This window comes from Klebsiella sp. GG_Kp175 (assembly GCF_040062325.1).
GTDB lineage: Bacteria > Pseudomonadota > Gammaproteobacteria > Enterobacterales > Enterobacteriaceae > Klebsiella > Klebsiella quasipneumoniae.
Genome location: NZ_JBEAFX010000010.1, coordinates 19,595 through 41,591 on the forward strand (window position 1 = coordinate 19,595; position 21,997 = coordinate 41,591).

15 protein-coding genes and 3 pseudogenes are annotated in these 21,997 nt (G+C 58.0%); 10 read left to right on the forward strand and 8 right to left on the reverse strand.

What is annotated here, in order from left to right; all coding sequences use genetic code 11:
- Positions 1-15 precede the first annotated feature (15 nt).
- Positions 16-1,464, forward strand: coding sequence for an NAD-dependent succinate-semialdehyde dehydrogenase (locus ABLU73_RS15275; protein ID WP_004201467.1), 1,449 nt, complete (start codon positions 16-18; stop codon positions 1,462-1,464).
- A gap of 56 nt (positions 1,465-1,520) precedes the next feature.
- A complete protein-coding gene (locus ABLU73_RS15280) occupies positions 1,521-2,486 on the forward strand; it encodes a PDR/VanB family oxidoreductase (protein WP_114505850.1) in 966 nt (321 codons plus the stop codon).
- A gap of 37 nt (positions 2,487-2,523) precedes the next feature.
- On the opposite strand, the gene ptsP is transcribed toward ABLU73_RS15280, so the two are convergent.
- The gene (ptsP, locus tag ABLU73_RS15285; RefSeq protein ID WP_264923441.1) at positions 2,524-5,025 is read right to left on the reverse strand and encodes a phosphoenolpyruvate--protein phosphotransferase; all 2,502 of its coding nucleotides are present in this window, start codon (positions 5,023-5,025) and stop codon (positions 2,524-2,526) included.
- Positions 5,026-5,334: 309 nt separating this feature from the next.
- Between ptsP and ABLU73_RS15290 the strand changes: the two genes are divergently transcribed.
- The 5 genes and pseudogenes from ABLU73_RS15290 to ABLU73_RS15310 all read left to right on the forward strand — a co-directional run bounded on the left by ABLU73_RS15290 (position 5,335) and on the right by ABLU73_RS15310 (position 10,298).
- The gene (locus ABLU73_RS15290) at positions 5,335-6,411 is read left to right on the forward strand and encodes a PTS fructose transporter subunit EIIC (protein WP_023317881.1); all 1,077 of its coding nucleotides are present in this window, start codon (positions 5,335-5,337) and stop codon (positions 6,409-6,411) included.
- A 20-nt stretch (positions 6,412-6,431) separates the two neighbouring features.
- Positions 6,432-6,752 (forward strand): PTS fructose-like transporter subunit IIB, encoded by a 321-nt coding sequence (locus ABLU73_RS15295; RefSeq protein ID WP_004201463.1) that lies wholly within the window; start codon positions 6,432-6,434, stop codon positions 6,750-6,752.
- Between the two features lie 50 nt (positions 6,753-6,802).
- Positions 6,803-9,100: pseudogene (locus ABLU73_RS15300) on the forward strand (formate C-acetyltransferase).
- The gene (locus ABLU73_RS15305; RefSeq protein ID WP_004201461.1) at positions 9,066-9,941 is read left to right on the forward strand and encodes a [formate-C-acetyltransferase]-activating enzyme; all 876 of its coding nucleotides are present in this window, start codon (positions 9,066-9,068) and stop codon (positions 9,939-9,941) included. Before ABLU73_RS15300 ends, ABLU73_RS15305 begins: the two are co-directional and overlap by 35 nt.
- A gap of 15 nt (positions 9,942-9,956) precedes the next feature.
- Positions 9,957-10,298 carry a PTS fructose-like transporter subunit IIB gene (locus tag ABLU73_RS15310; RefSeq protein WP_004201460.1) on the forward strand — a complete coding sequence of 114 codons (342 nt, stop codon included), beginning with the start codon at positions 9,957-9,959 and terminating at the stop codon, positions 10,296-10,298.
- 13 nt (positions 10,299-10,311) lie between these two features.
- Here the strand turns inward: ABLU73_RS15310 and ABLU73_RS15315 are convergent, their stop codons facing one another.
- Entirely contained in the window at positions 10,312-11,079 is a 768-nt protein-coding gene (locus tag ABLU73_RS15315; protein WP_017899475.1) for a phytanoyl-CoA dioxygenase family protein, read from the reverse strand.
- Between the two features lie 261 nt (positions 11,080-11,340).
- Here ABLU73_RS15315 and ABLU73_RS15320 point away from each other — a divergent pair, with 261 nt between their 5' ends.
- Entirely contained in the window at positions 11,341-12,174 is an 834-nt protein-coding gene (locus ABLU73_RS15320) for an AraC family transcriptional regulator (RefSeq protein ID WP_032455802.1), read from the forward strand.
- A 17-nt stretch (positions 12,175-12,191) separates the two neighbouring features.
- On the opposite strand, the gene ABLU73_RS15325 is transcribed toward ABLU73_RS15320, so the two are convergent.
- The 4 genes from ABLU73_RS15325 to ABLU73_RS15340 form a co-directional block, all read right to left on the reverse strand.
- Positions 12,192-13,091 (reverse strand): GGDEF domain-containing protein, encoded by a 900-nt coding sequence (locus ABLU73_RS15325; protein ID WP_053810582.1) that lies wholly within the window; start codon positions 13,089-13,091, stop codon positions 12,192-12,194.
- 244 nt (positions 13,092-13,335) lie between these two features.
- Positions 13,336-14,364, reverse strand: coding sequence for an ABC transporter ATP-binding protein (locus tag ABLU73_RS15330; protein WP_136023079.1), 1,029 nt, complete (start codon positions 14,362-14,364; stop codon positions 13,336-13,338).
- Position 14,365: 1 nt separating this feature from the next.
- The gene (locus ABLU73_RS15335) at positions 14,366-15,940 is read right to left on the reverse strand and encodes an iron ABC transporter permease (protein WP_023317876.1); all 1,575 of its coding nucleotides are present in this window, start codon (positions 15,938-15,940) and stop codon (positions 14,366-14,368) included.
- Positions 15,941-15,961: 21 nt separating this feature from the next.
- Positions 15,962-16,978, reverse strand: coding sequence for an iron ABC transporter substrate-binding protein (locus tag ABLU73_RS15340; protein WP_348850266.1), 1,017 nt, complete (start codon positions 16,976-16,978; stop codon positions 15,962-15,964).
- Between the two features lie 400 nt (positions 16,979-17,378).
- Between ABLU73_RS15340 and ABLU73_RS15345 the strand changes: the two are divergent.
- Together ABLU73_RS15345 and ABLU73_RS15350 are read left to right on the forward strand one after the other, a co-directional pair.
- Positions 17,379-17,993, forward strand: a pseudogene (locus tag ABLU73_RS15345) (CSS-motif domain-containing protein); the annotation flags it as partial.
- A 159-nt stretch (positions 17,994-18,152) separates the two neighbouring features.
- Positions 18,153-18,914, forward strand: a pseudogene (locus ABLU73_RS15350) (cyclic diguanylate phosphodiesterase); the annotation flags it as partial.
- 43 nt (positions 18,915-18,957) lie between these two features.
- Here ABLU73_RS15350 and ABLU73_RS15355 read toward each other — a convergent pair.
- Together ABLU73_RS15355 and ABLU73_RS15360 are read right to left on the reverse strand one after the other, a co-directional pair.
- On the reverse strand, positions 18,958-19,299 hold the full coding sequence (locus tag ABLU73_RS15355; RefSeq protein ID WP_004201450.1) for an STAS domain-containing protein: 342 nt from the start codon (positions 19,297-19,299) through the stop codon (positions 18,958-18,960).
- A gap of 64 nt (positions 19,300-19,363) precedes the next feature.
- Positions 19,364-21,790: a glycogen/starch/alpha-glucan phosphorylase gene (locus ABLU73_RS15360; protein ID WP_043521071.1), complete on the reverse strand. Its 2,427-nt coding sequence runs from the start codon at positions 21,788-21,790 to the stop codon at positions 19,364-19,366.
- Positions 21,791-21,997: the final 207 nt, after the last annotated feature.

The window sequence follows — 21,997 nt, forward strand, 5'->3', positions numbered from 1 at the left end:
TTGAAGGAGTTGGCTATGTCCGTGTTTCACTCAGATCTGTTTCGCCAGCAGGCGCTGATTGCCGGAAGCTGGCGCGACGCCGCCGACGGCACGACGCTTGCCGTCAGCAACCCTTCCACCGGCGCGACGCTCGGCCAGATCCCCAATATGGGTCGGGCGGAAGCGCAGCAGGCGGTGGATGCTGCCGCTGCCGCGCTGCCGGCATGGCGCGCGCTTACCGCCGCCCAGCGCGCCGCGTTATTGAAGAACTGGCACCGCCTGATCCTCGAAAACAAGACCGCGCTGGCGCAGATAATGACCGCCGAGCAGGGCAAGCCGCTGGCGGAAGCGGAAGGCGAAATCGCCTATGCCGCCTCATTTATCGAGTGGTTTGCCGAACAAGGGAAACGTGCCAACGGCGAGATAATCCCCTCCCCCGGCGCCGATAAACGCCTGATGGTGATCCGCCAGGGAGTGGGGGTCTGCGCGGCGATCACCCCGTGGAACTTCCCGGCGGCGATGATCACCCGTAAGGCCGGCCCGGCGCTGGCCGCGGGTTGTACGATGGTGATAAAGCCCGCCAACGAAACGCCGTTTACCGCGCTGGCGATGGCGGAACTGGCGAATCAGGCCGGGATCCCGCAGGGCGTTATTAACGTTGTCACCGGACAGTCGCGTGAGATTGGCGCGGTGTTCACCGGCGATGAACGGGTGCGTAAGCTCTCCTTTACCGGCTCGACCGAAGTTGGCCGCGTGCTGATGCGCCAGTGCGCGGAATCCATCAAAAAGCTCTCTTTAGAGCTCGGGGGTAACGCGCCGTTTATCGTCTTTGATGACGCCGATATCGATAAAGCGGTCGAGGGAGCGCTGATCGCCAAGTTCCGCAACGCCGGGCAAACCTGCGTCTGCGTCAATCGCTTCTATATTCATCGCGCCGTCTACGACCAATTCTGCGATAAATTCGTCGCCCGCGTCGCCGCCCTGAAAGTGGGCGATGGCAGCGAGTCCGATGTCCAGATTGGCCCGCTGATCAACGCCGACGCCGGGCGCAAAGTCCAGTCCCTGCTCGACGACGCCCTGAGCCGCGGCGCCACGCTGTTAACCGGCGGTAAAGCGCACCCACTGGGCGGTAATTTTTTCACCCCTACGGTGATCGGCGACGTACAACCGGGGTCACTGCTGCTGCAGGAAGAGATTTTCGGCCCGGTGGCGGCGCTAGTGAAATTTGACGATGAGCAGCAGGTCATCGAGCAGGCGAATAACACCATCTACGGTCTCGCCTCCTATTTTTACAGCAACGATGCCGCCCGTATCTGGCGCGTCTCCGAGCAGCTGGAATACGGCATGGTCGGCATCAATACCGGACTGATTTCCAACGAAGTCGCGCCATTTGGCGGGGTGAAACAGTCGGGTCTTGGCCGCGAAGGCTCGGAACACGGAATCGAAGATTACCTGGAGATGAAGTATCTCTGCCAGGGGTTATAAATGTATTCTCCCGGCGGCGGCTCTGGCCACGCCGGGATTTTTGATGGAGTTCAGCGATGTCTGATTATCAAATGTTTGAGACGATCGTTCGCGATGTTGAACAGATCACCGCCCAGGTGAAGCGTTTTACGCTGGTGTCGTCGACCGGCGCCCCGCTGCCGGGATTCAGCGGCGGTAGCCATATTATCGTCCAGATGCAGGATGGCGAGCAGCGCTACAGCAATGCTTATTCGCTGATGAGCTCGCCGCTGGATACCACCAGCTGGCAGATTGCGGTGCGTCTTGAGTCGCTTTCCAAAGGCGGCTCGCGCTTTATGCACCAGCAGGTGCGCCCGGGCGATACCCTGACGGTGTCCACGCCCAACAACCTGTTCGCCATCGAACCACAGGCGCGAAAACATCTGCTGATCGCCGGCGGTATCGGCATTACGCCATTCTTGTCGCATATTCCGGAACTGGAACAACAGCAGGCCGACTGGCAGCTGCACTACTGTTTCCACGACGCCGACAATAATGCTTTCGTCGATGCGCTCAGCGCCGCGCCGTGGCGCGATCGGGTCAATATTCATGTATCAGCGCTCGGCAGCCGTCTCGACCTGCCGCGCCTGTTCGCCGACCTCGAGCCCGGAACCCACGTGTATACCTGCGGCCCGGCGGCGCTTAACGAGGCGGTGAAAGCCGCCGCCGAACGCCATCAGGTGCCCGCCAGTCAACTGCACTTTGAGCAGTTTATCGTTGAGGATAAAGGCGGAGAGGCGTTTACCCTGGTGCTGGCGCGTTCCGGACGCGAATTTACCGTACCGCAGGACATGACCATTTTGCAGGTTATTGAGAATAACAAAGCGGCGAAGGTGGAATGTCTGTGCCGTGAAGGGGTGTGCGGCACCTGCGAAACGATGATTCTGGAAGGGGAAGCGGACCACCGCGATCAGTATTACAGCGAGGAAGAGAAAGCCAGCCAACAGAGTATGCTGATCTGCTGCTCGCGCGCCAAAGGCGGCCGGTTAGTGCTGGATTTATAGCTCGCTCTCCGGCCAGCGCCGCTGGCCGGAGAGACAATTACAGTTCCAGCTCGCGGCGCAGCAGTTGCGCGATATCTTCGCGGCTCTGCGCGGAGACCAGAGCTTGACGGAACTCCGCATGCATAATGCGTCGCGCCAGCCGCGAGAAGATGCGCATATGCTGGTCGCCCGCCGAGTGCTTGTTTAGCGTCAGCATAATCACAAACTGCGCCTCTTCATCGCCCCACATCACCGGCTGCGCCAGCCGGGCGACGCTGATGGTCGACTGCTCAATATGCTCGGATTTACTGTGCGGTATGGCGAAGCTAAAGCCAAGCCCGGTGGAGAACACCGCCTCACGGGCCCACAGGTCAGCCTCCAGCTTGCGTGGGTAGCGGCAGCGACCGGCCAGCAGCAGGTTATCCGTCATCCCCTTCAGCACTTCTTCCTTACTACGCCAGTCGCTGTTGAGCGTAATGCACTCGGCGCTCACCAGCGGCACCTCCTGCTGGCGCATACGGAACTGGGCCAGCAGATGCTCCACCTCCAGCGAGGTACGGCACTGCATCGCCTGATTCAGCAGCTGACGGCAGGCGCGGCTGTCCAGCTGCGCCAGACGCGCTTTGGTCGCCGGGATCGCCGGCGCGCTCATACTCAGTTCATCCAGGCCGAGGCCGACCAGCAGCGGCAGCACCGAACCTTTGGCCCCCAGCTCGCCGCACAAGCCGATCCATTTCCCCTGCCGGTGCGCCGCCTGCACGGCATAGTCCAGCGCACGCAGGAAGGCCGGGTTGAGACTGTTGTAATGGCGCGTCACTTTCGCGTTATCGCGGTCGACCGCCAGCAGATACTGCGTTAAGTCATTGCTGCCGATGCTAAAGAAGTCCACCTCTTCGCAGCACTGATCGATGATGAACATCACCGACGGCACCTCCAGCATGATGCCCAGCGGGATTTTTTCATCAAACGGGATCTGTTCAACGCGCAGCGACTGTTTGGCCTCCGCCAGCCGCTCTTTCACCCACAGGATCTCTTCCATGGAGGAAATCATCGGGATCATGATCTTCAGCGCGCCGTGCGCCGAGGCGCGTAGAATCGCCCGCAGCTGAGTATGAAACAGCGCCTGGTACTCTTCATAGATGCGCACCGCGCGGTAGCCGAGGAAGGGGTTATTTTCCGCAGGAATGTTGAGATAGGCCACCGGCTTATCACCGCCGATATCCATAGTCCGCACAATAATGCTGCGCCCTGCGGCAGGCTCCAGCGCCTGACAGAAGATGTTGTAAAGCTCATCTTCCGATGGCGCGCCGGGCCGGTCCATATACAGCATCTCTGTGCGGAACAGGCCAACCGACTGCGCGCCATTGTTGAATGCCGCCACCGCCTCTACCGAATGGGCGATGTTCGCCGCGATCTCGACGCGGATACCGTCTTCCGTCTGCCCTGGCTTATCCAGCCATACCTGCTGCTGTTGCTGGATCTGCGCCTGAACCCAGGCCTCCTGCTGATAGTAGCGCGCCACCGCCGGACTCGGATCCACCACCAGCAATCCGGCGGTGCCGTCGATCTGCACCTGGGTACCCTCCCACGGCAACAGTGCGTCGAGGTCAACCCCCACCAGGGTCGGAATATTGAACGAGCGGGCGAGGATCACGGTGTGCGACGTGGTGCCGCCGCCGCGCAGCAGCAGCCCTTTGAGATGCGCTTTATCCAGTTCGAGAAACTGGCTGGGGGTCAGCTCGTCGGCAAGGCAAATGGCGGCCTCCCGCAGCTGGCCCGGGGGGGGAAAGCGGGCTTCGCCATAGATATGCTGCAACAGCTGGAAGCAGACATCGCGCACATCGAGCACCCGCTCCTGTAGATAAGTGTTGCCGGAGTCGCGGAACCGTGCGCAGAAGTGGTCGCTGGTGGCGACAATCGCCTGCGCGCAGCTGAGGCCGGTAAGAATGCCGTCGAGCAGGTGCTGGCGCAGCGAGGCATCCGTCGCCAGCGAACGGTGAGCGTCGAGGATTGCGCTGGCGGTGCCGTCATTGTCCAGCAGCCGCAGCTCAATATCTTTTACCAGCAGGCGCAGGCCATTATCCAGCGCCGCCTGCTCCTGTTCGGGAGCGACGGCGCCCGGCAGTTCCCCCAGCTCATGCAGATCGCGGGATTTCAGGTGTATTAGCCTGCCCCCCGCGCTGCCGGCGCACACCGGGCGGGCATGAAACAGCGTCGGGTTCAGCCGCGAGAGCGACGCAGGCACCGGCTGGATCTCCAGCGCATGCGCAGCGGGCAGCGGCGCGTCGCACCGCGGGAATTCATTTTCGATAAAGGCGCTTAAGGCGGCGAACGCGTCGGCTTCATCTTCGCCATGAATGACCAGCTGGCAGGCGTCGCCCTTCAGGGTATTGCTGCCGATGATCGCCAGCGCGCTCTTGGCATTTCCGCTGGTCTCGCGGCGCAGATTGCGCCACTCAATCGCCGATGAAAAACGGTTACACAGCGTTTCGACCAGACTGGCCGGACGCGCATGCACGCCGTTTGGCAAATCACATGTAAATTCAATGACCAGAGCCATCGTCTTCCTCCTGAGCAATCCATTATTTACCCAAAAGGTAATGAATGAAGGGGCCGGGGACTAGGTGATAAAACTGGCAATTACTGGACTATTGTACACACGATACTTTTTTATGCCCGCCATCACAATTCCATCCATTTAGCGCCCATCCTTCCTGCCATCACTAAGATTTGAGGTGGATCGCAATTCCTTTCTAACCTTACAAATGTCCAGTAAATGCACTTTTTCTCTACTGTTTTATGCGGCGACCTTTTTCTAATGTTGAGCCATCAATACTGTCACGGGCCCTACAGCGCTCAGGAGCAAACAATGAACGAACTGGTGCAAATACTAAAAAATACCCGCCAGCATCTGATGACCGGCGTGTCACACATGATCCCCTTTGTGGTCTCCGGTGGGATCCTGCTGGCGGTGTCCGTCATGTTGTATGGCAAAGGCGCAGTTCCCGATGCCGCCACCGATCCCAACCTGAAGAAGCTGTTTGACATCGGGGTCGCCGGGCTAACGCTGATGGTCCCTTTTCTCGCCGCCTACATCGGGTACTCCATCGCTGACCGCGCCGCGCTGGCGCCCTGCGCCATCGGCGCCTGGGTGGGCAACAGCTTCGGCGCCGGCTTCTTCGGCGCGCTGATCGCCGGCATGATCGGCGGCCTGGTGGTCTACTACCTGAAAAAAATACCGGTCCACAAGGTGCTGCGCTCGGTGATGCCGATTTTCATTATTCCCATCATCGGCACCTTTATTACCGCCGGGATCATGATGTGGGGGCTCGGCGAACCGGTGGGCGCGCTAACCGCTAACCTGACCGGCTGGCTGCAGGGTATGCGTGAAGGCAGCATCGTGGTGCTGGCCATCATTATGGGCCTGATGCTGGCCTTTGATATGGGCGGCCCGGTGAACAAAGTGGCCTACGCCTTCATGTTGATCTGCGTCTCGCAGGGGGTCTACAGCGTGGTGGCTATCGCCGCCGTCGGCATCGCCGTGCCGCCGCTGGGGATGGGGTTGGCGACGCTGATCGGCCGTAAATATTTCACCGCCGAAGAGCGGGAAACCGGCAAAGCGGCGCTGGTGATGGGCTGCGTCGGGGTCACTGAAGGGGCGATTCCCTTTGCCGCTGCCGACCCGCTGCGCGTTATTCCGGCCAATATGATTGGCGCTGCCAGCGGCTGCGTCACCGCGGCGCTGTTGGGGGCCCAGTGTTACGCCGGCTGGGGCGGGCTCATCGTGCTGCCGGTGGTCCAGGGCAAACTTGGCTTTATCGCCGCGCTGTTGGTCGGTGCCTGCGTCAGCGCCGCCTGCGTCATTGTGCTGAAAGCGCTAGCTAAAAAGAAATCGTCTGACGCTAAAGCCGACGACGAATTAGATCTTGATTTCGAAATTAACTAACAGACTGGAAGGAACAGATTATGACCCACATTATCGCTGTCACCGCCTGCCCGTCGGGCGTGGCTCACACCTACATGGCCGCCGAGTCGCTGGAAAGCGCCGCCAAAGCCAAAGGCTGGCAGGTTAAAGTCGAAACCCAGGGCTCAATCGGCATTGAAAACGAACTGACCGCCGAAGAGATCGCCGCCGCCGATATGGTCATCCTGACCAAAGATATCGGTATCAAATTCGAAGAGCGTTTTGCCGGGAAAACTATCGTGCGCGTCAATATCAGCGATGCGGTCAAGCGCGCCGACGCCATCATGAACAAGATAGACAGCCATCTTTCTCAGCGTACCTGAAGCCTTACAAGGGGCGCCCTCGCGCCCTTCGCCACCACATGGAGTTTGTCATGACGAATCGTACTCAACGCCTGAAAGCCAGCCTGTTCGCCCAGCCGCGCGAAATCTCCCTGGAGCGCGCTCTGCTGTATACCGCCAGTCATCAGCAAACGGAGGGCGAACCGGTGATTATTCGCCGGGCGAAGGCCACCGCCTGGATCCTCGATAAGGTAGACATTTCGATTCGTGATGATGAACTGATTGCCGGCAACCGGACCATCAAACCGCGGGCAGGCATTATGTCGCCGGAGATGGATCCCTACTGGCTGCTCAACGAACTCGACGCCTTTCCGACCCGGCCGCAGGACCGCTTCGCGATAAGCGAAGAAGATAAGCAAATATACCGCGAAACGCTGTTCCCCTACTGGGAAAAGCGCTCAATGAAGGATTTTATCAACGGCCAGATGACCGACGAGGTCAAGGCCGCCGTCAGCACCCAGATATTCAGCGTGAACCAGACCGATAAGGGCCAGGGCCATATCATCATCGACTATCCGCGTCTGCTCAATCATGGCCTCGGGGCGCTGGTGGCGGAGCTAAAAGCCCACTGCGAGCAGCAACCCGGGAACCACTTTTATCAGGCGGTGCTGATCCTGCTGGAAGCCTCCCGGCGCCATATTCTGCGCTACGCCGCGCTGGCCGAGGAGATGGCTGGGCACTGTCAGGACCCGCAGCGTCAGCAGGAGCTGTTAACCATCGCCGCTATTTCGCGCCACAACGCGGAGCACCGGCCAACGGACTTCCCCCAGGCCTGCCAGCTGTTCTGGTATATGAACATCATTCTGCAGTACGAATCCAACGCCAGCTCAATTTCACTGGGGCGTTTTGATCAGTATATGCTGCCGTTTTATCAGGCGTCGCTGAATGAGGGTCAGGATCCGGCGTATCTCAGGGAGCTCCTGGAGTCGCTGTGGGTGAAATGCAACGATATCGTGCTGCTGCGCTCCTCGAGCAGCGCGCGCTATTTCGCTGGTTTTCCTACCGGCTACACCGCTCTGCTCGGCGGACTGACGGAAACCGGACGCAGCGCGGTCAACGCGCTGTCGTTTTTATGCCTCGATGCCTATCAGAACGTGCAATTGCCGCAGCCGAATCTTGGCGTGCGGGTCAACGAGCTGATTGACCGCCCGTTCCTGCGTAAAACCGCTGAAACCATCCGCCTGGGCACCGGCATTCCACAGATTTTCAACGACGAGGTGGTGGTCCCCGCCTTCCTCAATCGCGGCGTGTCGCTGGAAGACGCCCGCGACTACGCGGTGGTCGGCTGCGTCGAGTTGTCGATCCCTGGCCGCACCTACGGCCTGCATGATATCGCCATGTTCAACTTGCTGAAGGTTATGGAACTGGTCCTGAAGGAAAATGAAGGGCAACCGGAGGTCAGCTAGGAAGGACTTATCAGTCAGATCCGTGACAAAATTCGTTATTACATCAAGCTGATGGTCGAGGGCAGCAATATCTGCGATATCGGCCATCGCGACTGGGCGCCGGTCCCCCTGCTCTCCTCGTTCATTGAAGATTGCGTCCGGCACGGCAAAGATATCACCGCCGGCGGCGCGCGCTATAACTTTTCCGGCGTCCAGGGCATCGGGATCGCCAACCTGAGCGATTCACTGCACGCCCTGAAGGGGATGGTTTTCGATCAGCAGCGTCTCAGTTTTGACCAACTGATGGCGGTCCTGAAGGCCAACTTCCGCACGCCGGAGGGGGAAAAGATCCGCGCCCGGTTGATTAACCGTTTTGAGAAGTACGGTAACGACATCGACGAAGTCGATAATATTAGCGCCGATCTGCTGCGCTTTTACTGCAAAGAGGTGGAGCAGTACCTGAACCCGCGCGGCGGCCATTTTACTCCCGGCTCCTATACCGTCTCGGCGCATGTGCCGCTGGGCTCGGTAGTGGGGGCTACCCCGGACGGGCGGCTGGCCGGCGAACAACTGGCGGACGGCGGCCTGTCGCCGATGGTCGGTCAGGATGCTCAGGGGCCGACGGCGGTGCTGAAATCGGTCAGCAAGCTGGATAACTATCTGCTGTCGAACGGTACGCTGCTTAACGTCAAATTCACCCCGGCAACGCTGGCCGGCGACGGCGGGCTGAACAAGCTGGCAGACTTTTTACAGGCTTTCTGCAAGCTCAAGCTGCAGCATATTCAGTTTAACGTGGTCAATGCCGACACCCTGCGTGAAGCGCAGCAGCGGCCGCAGGACTTTGCCGGCCTGGTGGTGCGCGTCGCGGGCTACAGCGCCTTCTTTGTTGAGCTGTCGAAGGAGATTCAGGATGACATCATCCGCCGCACCGCGCATCAGCTGTGAGGTGATGGAGACGCGCGCCGATCGGGCGCGTATTTTTAACCTGCAGCGCTACTCGCTCAACGATGGCCAGGGGATCCGCACGGTGGTCTTTTTCAAAGGCTGCCCCCACACCTGCCCGTGGTGCGCCAACCCGGAGTCAATGTCGCCGAAGATCCAGACCCTGCGCCGGCAGAGCAAATGTCTGGGCTGCGCCCGCTGTCTGCAGGACGTCGCCGAGTGTCCCTCCGGGGCATGGGAGCAGATCGGTCGCGACGTGACGCTGGAGAACCTCCTTCAGGAGGTGCTCAAAGATGAAGTCTTCTTCCGCGCCTCCGGCGGCGGTGTCACCCTCTCCGGCGGGGAGGTGCTCATGCAGGCCGGGTTTGCCGCCCGTTTTCTTCAGCGCCTGCGCCAGTGGGGGATCCGCACCGCCATCGAGACCGCCGGCGACGGCGCCTTTGACCGTTTGCTGCCGGTGGCTGAATCCAGCGACGAAGTGCTGTTTGATTTTAAAATCATGGATCCTGAGCTGGCGCGGTCGCTGCTGCGAATGAATCAGCCGCGGGTACTGGACAATTTTCGCCAGCTGGCGACAAGAAACATCAATCTGATCCCGCGGGTGCCGCTGATCCCGGGTTACACCATGAGCGTGGATAATTTTCGCCAGATACTGGCGTTTCTCGCGCCGTTCGCGCTAAAAGAAATGCACCTGTTGCCGTTTCATCAATATGGCGAGCCAAAATACCGTCTGCTGGGCAAACCCTGGACGCTGGCCAGCGTGAAAGCGCCTGGCGAAGCGGACATTCAACCTTATCGGATAATGGCCGAAGCGGCCGGATTCCACGTCACTATCGGCGGTTAACGCCAGGAGGATGTTATGGACTTCAATATTGTCGCCGTCACCGCCTGCGTCAGCGGGGTGGCGCACACCTATATGGCTGCCGAACGACTGGAAAAGGTCGGTCATCATGAAAAATGGCACCTGAAGGTGGAAACCCAGGGCGCGCTCGGCGTTGAAAATCGCATTACCGCAGAAGATATCGCCCGCGCCGAAGTGGTGCTGCTGGTGACGGATATCGAAATTGACGACGCCCAGCGCTTTAGCGGCCTGCGGACGATTAAAACCAGCATCAAGAGCTTCCTGCTGCAGCCGCAGCAGATCGTCGAGGCCGTGAAAAGCATCATGAAAAAGCCGGTCGTCTATGTAGAACTTCCCTGACCGGCGACGAGTCTTACTCTACATCCAGCAGCCACTTTTGCGCTGGCGTCAGGCGGCTTGCCGTTTCCGGCGTCAGCCAGCGCCGCTGGTCCTGCTGCGGCGTATCCGCGCGATCGATATATAACCCATGCAGCACGCGTCGTCGGCTACCCTCACGATTACGGGTACCGCCGTGCCAGGCGTGGGCGTTGTAGATCATCACGCTGCCGGCCGGCGCAGCAAACACAATCTCGTCTGGGTGGGCCTGTTCCGGGTCGTCCAAGACTTCTTCCGGCAACTCCGGCCGCAGGTGGGTTCCAGGGATAATCCGCGGCGCGCCGTTAGCGGCGCTTAAATCGTCTATCGCCCAGATGGTATTCACCAGGTGGACTTTGGGAAAATCCGGGCGCGGCTTTTTCCAGTCGGCGTGCAGCGGCTGGTGACCGCCGTTATACAGCGCCTCACGCGCATTAAGGCTGGAGACTTTAAAATCACCGTTGAAGATATAGCGGCAGGCGGAGAGGATCAGCGGGTGGGACCAGACTTTCTCCCAGATAACCCCCTTATTCACCAGGTTGGCGATCCGCGTCGCAGTCGCTTCCTGATGGTGTTCCATCGCCAGATTGTCGCCTTCACGCTCAACCAGGGTATCAATTAGCCGGCGCATTTCGCTCAGCCACTGGGCGTCAACGACGTTATGCACGACGGTGTAGCCGAGGGTGTCGAGTTCATGTTTCATTTGCGCACTAAGCGCCTGACTGGCGCCTAACGCATCGAGAAAACTAGCCGATGGTGAGTTCATTTTGCGTTCCTTTTTAACGTTCCGATAACACAAACAAACTCTACTGGTCCATCCGCGGCATGACAGGAGGCGAGCGCTACGAAAAACTGGACATACGTACGCGAGCCACCGAAGTGTGATGGGCATCAACAATCTCCTCTCCGGCGATGCATGCGCGGCGCCTGGCAGGGAATTCGCTGCGCAAATTGACGAAACAAACGCTGTCTGGGGATAAAAAATAGATTACCATCAACAGGATAATGCGCATGCTGAGGGCAAAGAATGATTGAAGATCTGCCAGATATTCTGCATCGGTTAATCAGTCAAAAAGATCATTTACAGGTGAGATTTCCTGAGCCGGATATCTCCGTCCCTGCCCTCGCCCTCAACGTGCCGTTTCCGCGTCTGGAAATAGTGCTGGAGGGCCAGCTCAGTGAACAGGGGCTGCCACTGGCCGCCTCGACGTTAACCACTTTACAGGTGCTGTACGTGCAGGCGGGAAAATGGACGCTGCCGCAGTGGACCGGCCCGGCCACCACCCTGAGTATTCTGTTTGGTCGACAGAAGCTGGGGTTCAGTATTCAGCGCTGGGACGGGAAAAGCCTGCACACGGAAAAGCAAAGCGTTGCCCGCCTTGGACCGCGCGTGGGCTCTTACCTGTTGCTGAGCCTGAACGAAGTCAGCCTGCAGCCCGATCCGCTGACCGCGCGGTTGGTGGTCGCCGCGCTGCTGAGTCACTGTCGCGAACAGCTGGTTGGGCTGGAAATGCGCGTCAGTCGCAGCCGGGATCTGTTTCTCGCCGTTCAGGACTACCTCGAGGAAAATCTTAGCCTGCCGCTGACGCGGGAATCGGTGGCCAGACGTTTTCACATCACGCCCAACTATCTTTCGCATATTTTTCAGAAATCAGGCTCGGTGGGATTTAACGAATATCTGACCCGGGTGCGTCTGGAAAAGGCAAAACAGCTGCTGCGCGGCTACGACCTGAAGGTGAAAGAGATCGCCCATAACTGCGGCTTTGTCGACAGCAACTATTTTTGCCGGGTCTTCAAACGCTACACCGAGCGTTCGCCGTCAGAGTATCGGCGACACTGCCGCAGCACGCAGCAGACCTAACCTGCCGTGTCGGAATATTACGCCCACTCCACGCGCCCACGCCCGTTGTGCTTGGCCTTGTACAGTGCCTCGTCGACTTTGCGGATAAACGTCTCCTGCGCTTCACCCGGCCGCCAGGTTCCCACGCCAATGCTGATCGACAGCGGCGCCTGATGATTGATCAGGATGGTGCGGGCATTGTCGAGGATCGACTGCGCCAGGGCGTGCAGCTCAGGCTCCGACAGGCCATCGACGATAATGGCAAACTCTTCCCCACCAATACGCGCCGGCAGGACCTGCTCGCTGGTCAGTTTCGCCAGCTGTTTCCCCAGGGAAAATAACACTTCATCCCCCACCAGGTGGCCCCAGGTATCATTGATTTTCTTGAAAAAATCGATATCCAGAATCATGAGCCCCAGCGCATGCCCGGACTTTTCGCGAATGGTATCGATGAAAAAACGGCGATTGGGCAACTGGGTGAGCTCATCCTTCAGTGATTGCGAGCGCGCGTCAACGTACAACAGGTTGATGCGCTCAATAATTTTGTAGACGCCCACCACGGTCAGCAGCATCCCGGAGAGGCGCAGCAGATCTTCGCAGTAATAACCCATCCAGCGCGGCTGAACCACTATCTCATCCATCACATCGAACGTGCCGCCAGCAATCCACAGCAGCAGCCCATAGCGCACCCAGTTGACGGCGATATGGCTAATCCGCACCTTTGCTGAGCTCCACAGCATAAACACCAGAAACAGCAGCGCCAGCAAATCGATATAGAGCCCGGGGTTGGCCAGGATCTCACGCCACGTGCCGATCGGCGGCGACACCAGCGCACAGCCGACAGCGACGGCGACGATGACCAGCAGCGCAGGCAGCAACGTACCCCGCGCCAAAGCGGACGGAATGGAGCGATTCGCAGGAGTATGGCATTCAGGCATAACGATGTCTCACGGTAACAACAGGGCCGATCGCGGGACAGGATAGCAGTTAAGCGCAGCGGGACGAATGAAAAAGCGACGCGCCGACAAAACGGCGGTGAGGTAGACTGACCCCGCGGAATTGTTCCAACGTACTACCACTCCATGGCGACGAGGTCAGTGGCGCGGATACTATCGGCTAAATCCGCCAGTTGATTAGCTTTCCGTGCGGCGCCACCGATATCCGGCGGCGCCTGCTCAGAGATTAGCCGCTGAACACGCGCGCCTTGCCGCTGACCGTCAGTCGCACCGTCGCGCCTGGCTGCCACGCCGGCTGGCTTACGGTTCGCAGAACAATCGGCCGATCGTGCCCGGACATCGACAGCGTCAGCGTGGAGAGCTGGCCGGAGAAATCAACATCGCGGATGGTGGCGGTACTTTCCTGTGGTCCGCTCACGCTGACGCTCAGCTGCTCCGGACGCAACATCACCTTACCTTCACCAGCAGGATGCGCTGCGTCTGTCGCCAGGTCGCCCAGCGCGCAGCTGGCCCGCCCGGGGCTCAGCCGTGCGGGGAGGATCAGGGCATCGCCGAGAAACAACGCTGTCTCTTCGTCCACCGGCTGCGAGTAAACCGTCAGCGGGGTACCCACCTGGGCGAAACGTCCCTGGCGCATCACCGCCACCTGTGTGGCGAACGACAGCGCTTCGGTCTGGTCATGAGTCACCAGAATCGAGGCGATGCCGGTCTCCGCCAGCAGATCGGCGGTCGCTTTGCGTGTGCTGGCGCGCAGTCCGGTGTCCAGGGCAGAAAAGGGCTCATCGAGCAGCATCAGCGCCGGCTGCTGGGCCAGGGCGCGAGCCAGGGCCACACGCTGCTGCTGGCCGCCGGAGATCTCATGCGGCCAGTGGCGCGCCAGGCTATGGTCAAGGGCGACCATCTCCATCAGTGCGCCCACCCGGCGACGTTTTTCCTCGCGGCTGGCGTCCAGCCCCCAGGCGATATTGTCCGCGACATTGAGGTGAGGAAATAGCGCCCCCTCCTGCGGAACGTAGCCGATCCGTCGCTGGTGGGCAGGAACAAACACGCCCTCGGCAAACAGAGGCGCGTCGTGCATCACGATGCGTCCGCTGTCGGGCGTTTCGAAACCGGCAAGGATGCGCAGCAGCGTGGTTTTTCCCGAACCCGATGGACCCACAATTGCCGTCCGGCTACCCGGAGCCACCTGAAGATGAATATTATCGAGGACCTGCGCATCGGCGAAGGATTTCGAAACAGAAGACAATTCCAGCATGTTACAACCCTGCCATTTTTTTCGACTGCATATAGAGAACCGCCGTCAGCGGCAGCGAAATGATGATCATCAACAGCGCGTAGGGCGCCGCCGCCACATAGTCGATCTCGCTGGTTAACGCCCAGAAGCCGGTCGACAACGTGCGGGTGCCTAATGGCGAGAGCAGCAGCGTGGCGGTAAGCTCATTGCTGACGCCAAGGAACACCAGCGCGGCGCCGGCGGCCGCCCCCGGGGCGGCAAGTCGCATGGTGATACTCCACAGGGCGCGGGCCGGGCTGCGTCCGAGACTGCGGGCGACGTTTTCCAGCTCCACCGGCGCCTGGGCGATACCGGCGCGCAGGTTAATCAGCGCCCGCGGCATAAACATTAACAAATAGGCCAGAAACAGCGTCACTTCGGTCTGGTACACCGGACGGGCATAGTGGATGGTGACGGTGACCAGCGCCAGCGCGGTCACAATGCCGGGCAGCGAGCTGGTGATGTAATTACACCCCTCCAGCAGGCGGAACAGCGGACGCGGATAGCGCACGCCGAGCCAGGCGATGGGGATCGCGCAGACCGTCGTCAGCAGCGCCCCGCCCGCCCCCAGCAACAGAGTCTGGCGCAGGGAATGCCACAGATCGGCATGTAGCCAGTTATCGATACCGCCCAGCCACAGCCAGCGCCCCAGGACCAGCAACGGCACCCCCATCGCCAGCAGCACCAGCAGCAGAAGCAGCAGCTGCGCGCCGAAGGCGGCCCCTTTCCCCAGCACCAGGCGCTTCTGCTCGCGCGCCGCCCCGGCGCCGATACGCGCATAGCGCGCTTTACCACGCGAAGCGCTCTCCAGCAGCAGGATCGCCAGACAGCACAGAGCCAGCACGCCCGCCAGCATATTGGCGGCCGGACCGCTGAAGGTCGACTGGAACTGATCGTAAATGGCGGTAGTGAAAGTATCGAAGCGGATCATCACATACAGACCATATTCCGCCAGCAGATGCAGGGCCACCAGCAGCGCACCGCCGCAGACGGCCAGCCGCAGCTGCGGAAGCACCACCCGGAAAAACACTTTCCACGGCGGCGTGCCCAGCGACGCGGCGACATCCTCAAGGGTGGGATCGAGTCGGCGCAGCACGGCCGCCACCGGCATATAGATAAACGGATAGTAGGCCAGCACCGAGAGAAACACCCCAGCGCCCAGGCCATGCAGCGAGGGCACAGCGCTGATCCAGGCGTAGCTCTGGACAAAGGCCGGAATGGCCAGCGGGGCTACCGCCAGCGCCGACCACAGCTGCCGCCCGGCAAGCGCGGTACGTTCCGTCAGCCAGGCCAGCGTCACGCCAAGCACAATGCTGATGGGGACAGTCAGCACCGTCAGCCACAGGGTATTGCTGAGCAGTTCGCCTACCCGCGGGCGAAAGACCAGCGCTTTGATTGTCGGCCAGCCGGTATCGAATCCGACCGCCACCACAAACCCTAACGGCAACAGCGCCAGCAATGAAAACAGGAGCGCTAAGGCAACCATCGGAAATGCAGGACGCCTGCGCTCAGGCAGGCGTCCTGTTTTCTTTCCGAGCGACAGACTCAGAACAGACATAGCAACATCACTTCCTCAGGATCAGAGCAGGCCAGCCTGCGTCATCAGTTCAATGACCTTTTTACTGTTCAGCGAGGAAGGTTCCACCTTCGGGGCATCCAGATCTTTCAGCGGGGTCAGTTTCGGGTTAGAGGCCGCGTCTACCCCCACCGCATATTCGAAGGCGTTATTGGTGCGCAGCGCATCCTGTCCCTGCTTACCGGTGATCCATTTAATAAAGGCCTGCGCCTGTGCTTTATGTTTGCTGGAGGCCAGCACGCCGCCGCCGGAAATGCTGACGAAGGCCCCCGGATCCTGGTGTTTGAAGTAATACAGTTGGGTGTTTTTGCTGTTCTCGCCGGTTTTTGACTGGTCAACGAAGCGATAGTAATGATAGATCACTCCGCCGTCGATCTGCCCGGCGTTGACCGCTTTCATCACCGTGCTGTTGCCTTTATAGGCGACAAAGTTGGTTTTCATCGCCTTCAGCCAGTCGAGGGTCGCCTGCTCACCCTTCAGCGCCAGCATCGCGCTGACGATAGCCTGGAAATCAGCCCCCGATGGCGAAGCCGCCCAGCGGCCCTTCCACTCCGGTTTTGCCAGATCCATCAGCGAGTGCGGCAGCTGCGCCTCGCTGATTTTTGCCGGGTTATAGACGAACACGGTGCTACGCGCGGCGATGCCAATCCAGCGACCGTGCTGAGGGCGATATTGTGCCGGAACCTGCTGCAGGGTGGCCGCATCCAGCGGGGCAAAAAGTTTGGCGTTATCAACCAGCACCATCGACGGTGAGTTCTCGGTCAGAAACACATCAGCTGGCGACGCGGCGCCTTCCTGAACCAGCTGATTACCCAGCTCGCTGTCATCGCCATTGCGCAGCGTGACTTTAATACCAGTCTCTTTCGTAAATCCATCCACCCACGACTTCACCAGATTTTCGTGTTGGGCGTTGTAGACCACAATCCCGTCCTGACCGTCAGCCGCCATCCCCTGCGACGCCAGAAACAGAGAAGCGGCAACCAGCGCTGCCGTACAGAGGGGCGATAAGCGAGATTTCATGAACGCATCCTTAATGAAACAGGGAAATTAATGGTAAATAGCCTGAGCGGAGAGGATTAAATCACAGCAAAAAAAGAATGATAATGAAAACAATTATCATAAACTTAAAAAAGCAAAAAATAGCGCAAGCACGCCACTACGGACTGGAAAATGCTAATAACCAGCCGGCCCAGAAAAATCTATTAAGAAAACATTAATTTTTTATTTTTATTACCGGCAGAAGAGGTACGTAGCGTCAACGCGATATAACCGGCCTTTGTCGGCAGGTATTGTGATAGCGATCATATTTTTATGATGCACCGTCATCGCGGAAGTTATCTCCCTTCTACGATCATAGAAAAGCCTTTACTGCCAGAGAGATGGTTCACTTTATGCACAAACACCATTGCATGCCCAACAAATGAAAGAGATAAAGCGACGAAACGCATGGATTGCCTTTTCCCTGGCGCTGGTGGTATTTCTGGCTGGCGTGTTCGTAATAAACTGGCAACTGTGGCATTCCGATCAGGCCTCGCATGTCGCCACCGCCCGTCAGGCGGCAAAGAAAATCGCCGTTATTCTGGATGAGGCCCGCGCAGCAACGATGACGGCGATGAACGTTAGCCGCGGCGGTTGCTCCGTGCAGGGCCAGTTTCAGCTCGGGACCGAGGCCGCCCTGCAGCCGCATCTGCGCACAATTGTGCTGGTAAAACAGGGCCAGGTGTGGTGCTCGTCGCTGCCGGGCAATCGGGTACTGATGCTCCATCCTGAGTCTTTACCCGATGAGCCACTGCAGCTGATGCCCGCCAGAATGATGGTGAATAAGCGGCCAGTGCTGATCTATCACACTCGTTCGGCGCAGGTAAGAGTCATTGTCAGCATCAGCGATATCCATTTGCGCGATGCCTTGTATAGCGATGAGGATAACGGCGGGCTGGCGCTTTTGGTTCACAATCAAATGATTGCCAGATATGGCGATGTGAAGCCACTCAACGCTGGTCCGAACCATGATATTTTTAGCTCACCAGACTATCCATTTCACATTGCCTATCCTGAGTCGCCTTTTTTTAGCCCCAGCCGCTTATTTCATAATGGGTCCGGGCTGCTGATTTTTATTTTCTCTGTTTCGTTGCTGTTTTATTTTCTGTTGCGCAAATACCTCAATGTCTATACCTCAGAAGAGGAGAGGCTGCGCTACGCCATCGCTCAGGGCGCTATCGTTCCCTACTATCAACCGCTGGTGAACGGGAAAACCGGAGAGATCTATGGCGTGGAAATCCTTGCCCGCTGGCCAAACACCACGGCGCAGTGGCGTTCGCCCGGTGAATTTATTCCGCTGGCCGAGCGTACCGGCTTGATTATCCCACTCACTTGTAGCCTGATGGCGCAGGTCGCCGCCCAGATGAGGCCGATCTTCAGTAAGCTGCCGGACGGGTTTCATATCGGCGTCAATATCAGCGCATCACATATCAACGCCCCGTCGTTTATCGATGACTGCCTGCACTTTCAGCGCGGCTTTGAGGGCACAGCGGTGAAGCTGATGCTGGAGATCACCGAACAGGAGCCGCTGTTGCTCAACGAGGCGGTTGTCGACAAGCTCAACGCATTACACTCCCGCGGGTTTTCCATCGCGCTGGACGACTTTGGCACCGGCTATTCCGGGCTTTCCTATCTGCATGAGCTGGTTTTCGACTATATCAAAATCGATCAGAGTTTTGTCGGCCGGGTGACTGACGAGGCGCCGTCAAGCAAACTGCTGGACTGCGTGATAGAGATGGCGCGGACGCTGTCACTGCGCATCATTGCCGAGGGCGTCGAAACTCAGGCTCAGCTTGAGTATCTCAATCGCCAGAATATTCATCTACTGCAGGGCTACTTTTTCTGGAAGCCGATGCCCTACGTCGCGCTGGTGATGCTTCTGCTGAGCAAACCAAAGGCGCGGATTATCGAAGAATGAACGGGCGATCGATAATCCGCGGCCTTCCAGGCCTGCCTGAGCGTCATTTCGCAGTCAACAGGTTCAGTGCATCCTGACGAGTCTCTTTAATCGAAAAGACGCGATCCATGCGGGTGAGCTTGAACAGGTTTTGGATTGTCCCATTGACTGAGCAGAGCACCAGCTCTCCCTGCCCACTGACGCTCTTGAGAATGGATACCAGGGCGCCCAGGCAGCTACTGTCGATGAAATCGACGTGGCTCAGGTCCAGCACCAGGTTTTTCGTCTGACCGTCAAGAGCCTCAAGAACCTGCTGCTTAAACGCTGATGCGACGGAAGCATCCAGCCGGCGAACCAGGGGGACAATGACCTTGACGCCCTGCTCAGTATGTAATTCAACGTTCATGTTCATCCTCAATGTTGGCTGATAACCGTCGACGCGTCCCTGCTCTGTTCGGCATGTGTTCTCTTTAGCACCTGATACCCCAAATATCCCTGGCGTAGCCGCGGATGGTTCGGTCGCTGGAAAATTCCCCCATCCGGCAAATATTGAGCAAGGCCCGGCGGTGCCACTGAGCCGGCTGTTCAAAATCGGCCATTGCCTGCCGTTGCACCAGACAATAACTGTCGAAATCCAGCAGATGGCAGTAATGATCGGCCCCTGTCAGCATCTGATGCAGCGGCACAAACAGCTCGCGATCGGCTGAAAACAGCCCGGACACCAGGCTATCGACAATACGCGCGATAGCCGGGTTGTCATGATAGAACCCATGATGCCGCCCAAGGCGTCGGCTCTCTTCAATCTCTTCCGCCACCGCGCCAAACAGATAAAAATTCTCGCTCCCCACCGCCTCGCGGATTTCGATGTTCGCCCCATCATAGGTGCCAATAGTTAACGCCCCGTTCATGGCAAACTTCATATTGCTGGTGCCGGACGCCTCGGTGCCGGCGGTGGAAATTTGCTCAGAGAGATCCGTGGCGGGAATGATTTTTTCCGCCAGCGAGACTTTATAATCTTCGAGGAATACCACTTTAAGCTGCCCGGCAACCTGCGGGTCACTGTTAATTTTTCGGGCAACGGTATTAATCAACTGAATAATCAGCTTTGCCATCCGATAGCCTGGCGCCGCTTTACCCGCAAACAGATGCACCTTTGGCGCGATAGTACGCCCGTTCTCTTTGATATCCAGATACAGCGCGATCACGTGCAGAATATTGAGCAACTGGCGCTTGTATTCATGAATACGTTTGACCTGACAGTCAAACATCGCCAGCGGATCCAGCGCGATGCCGTAGCGTTGAGCCACCAGCTCGCTGAGTGCGGTTTTATTGGCAAATTTTATGGCCCGGATACGCTCAATCACGGCTGGCTCGCTGGCCAGATCCTCCAGGCGGGAAAGCAGGGGTAAATCAGTTGGCCACCCTTCCCCCAGTTGTTGCTGTAAAAATTCTGCCAGGCCCGGGTTAGCCTGCTGCACCCAACGACGCGGCGTGACACCGTTGGTCTGATTAATGAATTTCTCCGGGGTCATAAAATAGAAGTCGGGCACCAACTGTTTTTTGACCAGTTCCGAATGCAGCCACGCTACTCCGTTGACGCGGTGGCTACCGACAATGGCCAGATTAGCCATGCGAATTTGCTTATCGTGATGCTCGTCAATTAAAGACAGTGAAGATAACAGATGAGGTTTATCCGGCCAGCGCCGGGCCACCTCTTCAAGGAAACGATGGTTAATCTCAAAGATAATCTGCAAATGACGCGGCAGTAGTTTCTCAAACAACGACACCGGCCAGGTCTCCAGCGCTTCCGGCATCAGCGTATGATTGGTATAGGCGCAGGTATTTTGCGTTATCTCCCACGCCTGCTCCCATGGCAGTCGGTATTCATCGACCAGGATCCGCATCAGCTCCACCACCGCTAATGCCGGATGGGTGTCATTAAGCTGTATAGCCACATGCTGCGCTAGCAAAGTAATGTCGTCATTAACCTCGGCATAGTCACGAAAAATATCCCGTAGCGTACAGGCCACCAAAAAATACTCCTGCGTCAGACGCAGCTCTTTTCCGGTCAGGACCTCATCGGAAGGATAGAGTATTTTTGAAATATTCTCCGAGGCGATTTTCTCACTTACTGCCTTAATATAATCCCCGCGATTAAAAATATGGATATTAAAGGAGTCAGAGGCCACCGCGCTGTAAAGGCGCAGCGTGTTAGTTGATGTATCCCGGTAGCCGGAAACAAAATAATCATGGGGAATACCGATGATGGTTTTCCAACCGAGCCACATCGGATTGTAGTTGCCATCAATATCTTCGCTGTGCTCAATATATCCCCCCAGCGGGATCAGAATTTGCTGAGCGTGATGCTCCACCAGCCATGGGGAATGCATGGAGTGCCAGTCATCAGGATGCTCGACCTGCTGATCGTTTTGAAAGGACTGGCGAAAAAGCCCATATTCGTATTTGATGCCATGCCCGGATGCAGCAATATCAAGGGTGGCCATCGAGTCGATAAAGCAAGCGGCTAAACGGCCTAACCCGCCGTTACCCAGCGCGGCGTCAGGCTCCTCGTCAAGGATCAGTTCAAGATCAAACCCCAGGTCATTGACCACCAGGCGCATCTCGTCCAGTAAATTCATATTCACCAGGTTATTACGCAGCGACTGGCCGAGTAAAAATTCCATCGACAGGTAGTAAACGCGCTTTTTTCGCTCTTCGCGCTGCCGCGCCTGGCTCGTCAGAAAATGGTCCTGCTGAAAATGACGAATGGCTAGCGCCACCGCGTTAAAAATATCGCCATTTGTCGCTTTATTTAAGCTAACACACAGCGTGTATTTTAATTTCTGTTCAACCAACGCCCGTAATGCTTTGATATCTTGCGGGTTAATGACAGGCATGCTGACCTCACTGGTCTCTGTTTCTGCGAAAGCACCATGGCAGGTAAATCATCGTTTTCCAAGTATAGACGAAGATATTTTGCACCAGGTTTTTTATTCCTGAGCACCATTTCCGTTTATAATGTGAGACTGAATAATTAAAATAACAACAATTTGAAATGGATTAATCGTCACATTTTCACCAGCGATAACGCTGCAGGCAGGGTG